General features: G+C 62.4%; 3 protein-coding genes and 1 pseudogene. 3 read left to right on the plus strand and 1 reads right to left on the minus strand.

What is annotated here, in order from left to right; all coding sequences use genetic code 11:
* Nucleotides 1-123 precede the first annotated feature (123 nt).
* The 3 genes from ACKODO_RS15295 (at nt 124) to ACKODO_RS15305 (ending at nt 4,817) form a co-directional block, all read left to right on the plus strand.
* Complete coding sequence (locus tag ACKODO_RS15295) at nt 124-2,016, plus strand: CocE/NonD family hydrolase (RefSeq protein WP_408984310.1); 1,893 nt, start codon at nt 124-126, stop codon at nt 2,014-2,016.
* Between the two features lie 105 nt (nt 2,017-2,121).
* On the plus strand, nt 2,122-3,273 hold the full coding sequence (locus ACKODO_RS15300) for a glycosyltransferase (RefSeq protein WP_408984311.1): 1,152 nt from the start codon (nt 2,122-2,124) through the stop codon (nt 3,271-3,273).
* Nucleotides 3,270-4,817, plus strand: coding sequence for a glycosyltransferase family 39 protein (locus ACKODO_RS15305; protein WP_408984312.1), 1,548 nt, complete (start codon nt 3,270-3,272; stop codon nt 4,815-4,817). The genes ACKODO_RS15300 and ACKODO_RS15305 overlap by 4 nt, the downstream gene beginning before the upstream one ends.
* Before the next feature lie 14 nt (nt 4,818-4,831).
* Here ACKODO_RS15305 and ACKODO_RS15310 read toward each other — a convergent pair.
* Nucleotides 4,832-5,086, minus strand: a pseudogene (locus ACKODO_RS15310) (hypothetical protein); the annotation flags it as partial.

A 5,086-nucleotide genomic window follows, 5' to 3' on the forward strand; every position in this document is an offset into this window, starting at 1 on the left:
CGACCGCAAACACCAGAGGGCTCAAAAGAACCAAACGCCGTGGGGCAGAAACCTCAGTCGGGCTACGCCCTCCTTCCGTTCCCGCCCCACGGCGTCTCATCCTGATTGTCGGGCTGTCTCAACTTGATTGTCGCGCTGCAACAGTCGACGCTTCATCATCTCCCAACCCTCGTCCAATGGCTGTTCGTGCGCGCAGCGTGCCTGTTCGTACATGAAACCTTGCGCACCGGGAAACAGCGCTGCATGGATAATTCGGTGACTTCAACAAGCCAAACCGCGATTCCCATGCAGAACGATGAACGCCTCAGCCTAGCCACGATCTGTTTTGTGCTCGGCACCACATTCGCCGACGCCGCGCCCCTTGAGGTCAAGGTTCCCATGGCCGATGGCGTCCGCCTAAGCACGATCGTGCTGCTCCCTGACGGGGCAGGCCCGTTCCCGGCGATTGTCGTGCGTAGCCCCTATGGTCTGCCTACGTCACCGCCCGGAGCCGTTCAGCTAAAAGAAGACGCCACCGCAGAGGAAATTCTCGCGACATGGGCGCCCGTCCTGAAGCGAGGCTACGCGATTGTCCAGCAGAACACGCGGGGCCGGGGCAACTCGGAAGGCATCGACATGCTCTTTCAGGCTGACCGTGCGGATGGCAGGGCCTTTGCGCGCTGGATCATCAGCCAAGAGTGGAGCGACGGCACATTCCGCGTGACGGGCGACTCTGCTGATGGTTTTGCCGGGTATTTGATGGTGGCCGAGCGCCCCGCTGGTCTGACCGGCGCTTTCTTCCAGGCCTCATGCGCCAATTTGCTCCAGCAAGGTGTGATCCGAGACACTGGCGGCCTTCAGATGGAGGTGCTTGCTCCATGGATCATCCAGCAGGCGTGGGATAGCGGTGCACAGAACCTCAAGGACATGGCTGCGCGCGGGGTCGACAAAGCCGACCTGCGCGTCAAGTCCAAGGCCCTCCTTGACCGCATGTTCGGTGGCGACGGTACGGCGTTGATGCAGCGGCCGCTCGCAGCCTTCGATCCTGTGGCTTCGATTCAGCCGAACTGGGCCGCCTTCATCGGGGAAGCCGGCTATGGCGAACGTTCGCGCTACTTTGACGCTGCGGCCGACATTGAAGTTCCTGTGACGCATGTCGGTCTTTGGCAGGATACCTTCCTCGACTGCACGCTTGATGCCTTCAACCGCGCCAAGGGCGATCAAAGCCTGATCGTCCTGAACGGATCGCACTACGATATCGACAATCCGGAGACTTGGGCTGCCGCCGGGCTCGAGGCAGCCTTCCTCGACTGGTTGGACAAGCGCTCGAAGCCGGCAGTCCGCTACATGGTTGAGAACGGGCCAGCGGATCGCCTTTTCGAAAGCGACACATGGCCCCCAAAAGCCCCCAGGCCGTGGACGCTGTTCTTGAACAAAGACGCACTGTCGCCCCAAGAGAGGACATCGGGCCGCATCGGCACGATCGTGACCGACATCGAGGAGGCTGTTCCGACCGAGGCTGGACGAAATCTTGTGGTGCCAGCCGGTTCCGGGATGTCGGGCTTGCCCGTCGATGGCAACGGACGCGTTGTGCGCCTGGGCCCGCAGCTCTCGAGCGATGCCGTTTTGCTCGGAAAGGTGACTCTCCATACATCAATCCGTACGGACGCGGAGGATGCCGATGTCGTCGCAAGGCTGATCGCCGTCGACGTCGTCGGGAAGCCGAGGCAACTCCTCGAAACCTTGTTCCGCGCCCGTTATCGGGCCGGACGCGCAGCCCCAACACCACTGAAAGCGAACGAAGCGGTTCCAATCTCGATTTCGTTGGGCAGCACCGCGCATTACCTGAAGGCTGGCGAACGCCTCGGCCTGGTGCTTCAGGGATCGAATGTGCCCCGTTGGGACATGGCCAGCGGCTTCGACATCGATCCGAGCCTCGCGGGCTCCGCCAAGCGCATCGTCACGCAGGTTGAGAGCGATGGAACGGCGCGCCTCGAGCTACCGATGCTCGATCCGGCCGAGCTGTCCGATCGATGATGAAAGCAATCCACACCTTACCAAGCCAGGCTGCGCGCTTCCGGGCAAGGAACGGTGCGGCGCCCAGCCCTGAATGTCCCACCTAATATTCGGAAACCGAGCGCTATGAAAGTTCTTTCCCTGCATGAGGCTGGCGCCGAGGCTGCCCCGGTCCCCGCTGCAACCCTGGCGGTTCCCGAACTGACTGTCATCCTGCCCACCTATAATGAGCGCGCGAACGTACCCCTGATCGTGGCGGCCCTGCGCAGGGCGCTGGCCGGAATTGCCTTTGAGGTGGTCTTTGTCGATGACAATTCGCCCGATGGAACCGCCGCGATAGCCCACGAGATTGCCGCGACGGATCCGCGCGTGCGTGTCATCCGCCGGATCGGCCGACGTGGTCTGGCAGGCGCCTGCATCGAGGGCATGCTTTCGTCCTCAGCCCCGTTTGTCGCAGTGATGGATGCTGACCTGCAGCACGACGAGACCTTGCTGCCGAAGATGCTGGCCGCCCTGAAGGCAGGTGACCTGGATCTGGCCGTGGCGAGCCGCAGGGCCGAAGGCGGGGCCATCGGCGAGGGCCTTTCAAAAGTCCGCGCGGCAGGCTCCAACCTCGCCAATGCCCTGGCGCAGAGGCTGCTGAAGGTGACCCTGACCGACCCGATGAGCGGGTTCTTCATGCTGCGCCGTCCGATTGTCGACGAACTGGCGCCGAAACTGTCGGCGCAAGGCTTCAAGATCCTGCTCGACATCGTGGCGAGCGGCGAAGGCCGCCTGCGCATCGTCGAGTTTCCCTTTGTTTTCCGCGAGCGGCGCGAGGGCGAGAGCAAGCTCGATACGCTCGTGACGTTCGATTACCTGGGTTTGCTGTTGTCCAAGTATTTCGGCGACCTTGTGTCGGTCCGCTTCCTGATGTTCTCGCTGGTGGGGGCCAGCGGTGTGCTGGTGCATCTGTTGGCGCTGCGTGGCTCCATGATCGGGCTGGGGCTTGATTTCAACATGGCGCAGACGCTGGCGACCTTTGTCGCGATGACGACCAATTTTGCGCTCAACAACCGACTGACATATCGGGATCGCCGCCTCTCCGGCCTTGCGATGCTCCGGGGTCTCCTGACGTTCTACGCGGTGTGCAGCGCCGGCGTGCTGGCCAATGTTGGTGTCGCCAACATGATCTACCAGAGCGAGCCGGTCTGGTGGCTGGCCGGTACGGCGGGTGCGGCCATGGGCGCAGTCTGGAACTACACCGCCTCGTCGCTCCTCACCTGGCGCAAGCCATGAGCAGCCCGCGCGCCAGAATTGCCGCTCGGGACCATGGCGCCGGCGAACTGCCAGTTTGGCTCGCGCCGCGGTCGCTTTTGGTTTTCGTTGTGCTTCTGACCATGTTCCGCTTGTGGAGCGCGGCCAGCGCCGGCCTTGTCGAAGACGAAGCCTATTATCGACTATGGGGCCTGTTTCCGGCCAGCGGCTACTATGACCATCCGCCGATGGTCGCCTGGTGGATATTCCTCGGCCAGGCGATCGCCGGCGACACGGCGCTGGGCCTTCGCTTGGTTGGCGTGCTGTTGGCGGCAGTCGGATCGCTGGCGCTGTGGCGGACGGCGGATATCCTGTTTGACCGCAAGGTCGCGGGCCTTTCGGTGTTGTTTCTCCATGCGACGCCGCTCATCGGCGTTGGCGGGATCTTGATCACGCCGGATGCACCCTCGGTGCTGTTCTGGGGCCTGACGCTTTGGGCTCTGGCGGAACTGCAGGTTTCCGGGCGGGCCGACTGGTGGCTTGCCGTAGGCGTGTTCGCCGGTTGTGGCCTCCTGTCGAAGTATTCCGCTCTCTTTCTCGGTGCGGGCATCGTGCTTTGGCTGATAGCCGTCCCTTCGGCGCGGCGCTGGTTCTTTTGCTGGCAATTGTGGCTGGGCGGTGCTCTGGCGATTGCCTTGTTCACCCCTGTACTTCTCTGGAACCACGCCCACGACTGGGCCTCGTTCTACAAGCAGTTCGGACGTGCCGGGCGGGGCGAAGGCTTGACTAGCAAGTATATCTTCGAGTTTCTTGGCGCTCTTTTCGGCCTGCTCAACCCGCTGATCGCTGTCCCTGCGGCCGCTGGGAGTGTGATGCTGATGCGGCGTCTGCGTCGGGGGGACGGGGCAGCCGGAATTCTGCTTCTGACCTCGCTGCCGTTCCTGGCCTATCTTTTGATCCACTCGCTGCATTCCCGTGTGCAGGGCAACTGGCCGGCACCGCTGTTCCCGGCAGCCTGCATCATGGCGGCAGTGTTCATCGGCGGCCAGACGGACCGGATCTGGCGCGGCGTTGCCATTGGCGCGATCGTCTCCGGGCTTACACTGGGAATTTTAGTGCAATTTCACGCTGTCGACGCCTTTACTGGCAGGTTTGCGCGCAAGGATCCGACGTTCCGGTTGCGTGGCTGGCCAGAAGTTGCCGGCGATATTGAACGGATTGCAGTGCGGCAAGGTGCAGCCTTCGTGGCGACCACCAGCTATGGCATGACTGGCCAGCTCGCCTTTGGCCTGCGCCAAACCGACTTGCCCGTCATTCCGCTCACCGAGCGTATCCGTTATGTGATGATGCCGGAGCCGGACCGGGAGCGGCTCGCGGCCACCGGCCTCTATGTCGCGGAGACGCGGCGTGACGAAAGGGTCAAGCTTGAAGCGCTGTTTGGCGAGGTGACGCTTGTGGCGACGCTGACCCGCAGCGTCCTTGGAATGCCGCTCGAGAGCATTGCGGTCTACAGGATATCGGGTCTATTGCGGGATCCGTTGGAGCCGATTGACTCGCAGACGTGGCTTTCCTGCAACCCGCCTTAGAGTATCCGTGATGGTCAAGCCATTTTGGGCTGCCAAGGGAGGCCCCGTTTGAGGAGGGCGTTGGCGAGGACGATCATCTTTCGCATGACGGCGGTTATGGCCTGCTTTGGGGCTTTTCCTGCGGTGACGTGTGATTTTGCATGGAATGTTGACCCTGTAGGACTGGGGATCGGCATGTAATTTTGACCCCCGTTTTCCTGCATGCTGCCGCTTTTGGAAGAGCGGTGGATTTCGGGGATGAAGGGCGTGGATACGATAGCAAAGGTCCG

The organism is Rhabdaerophilum sp. (assembly GCF_046092605.1).
Lineage (GTDB): Bacteria > Pseudomonadota > Alphaproteobacteria > Rhizobiales > Beijerinckiaceae > Rhabdaerophilum.

Coding starts and splice junctions, on each gene's coding strand:
- ACKODO_RS15300 (WP_408984311.1), top strand. CDS start 2,122: ATGAAAGTTCTTTCCCTGCATGAGGCTGGCGCCGAGGCTGCCCCGGTC.
- ACKODO_RS15305 (WP_408984312.1), top strand. CDS start 3,270: ATGAGCAGCCCGCGCGCCAGAATTGCCGCTCGGGACCATGGCGCCGGC.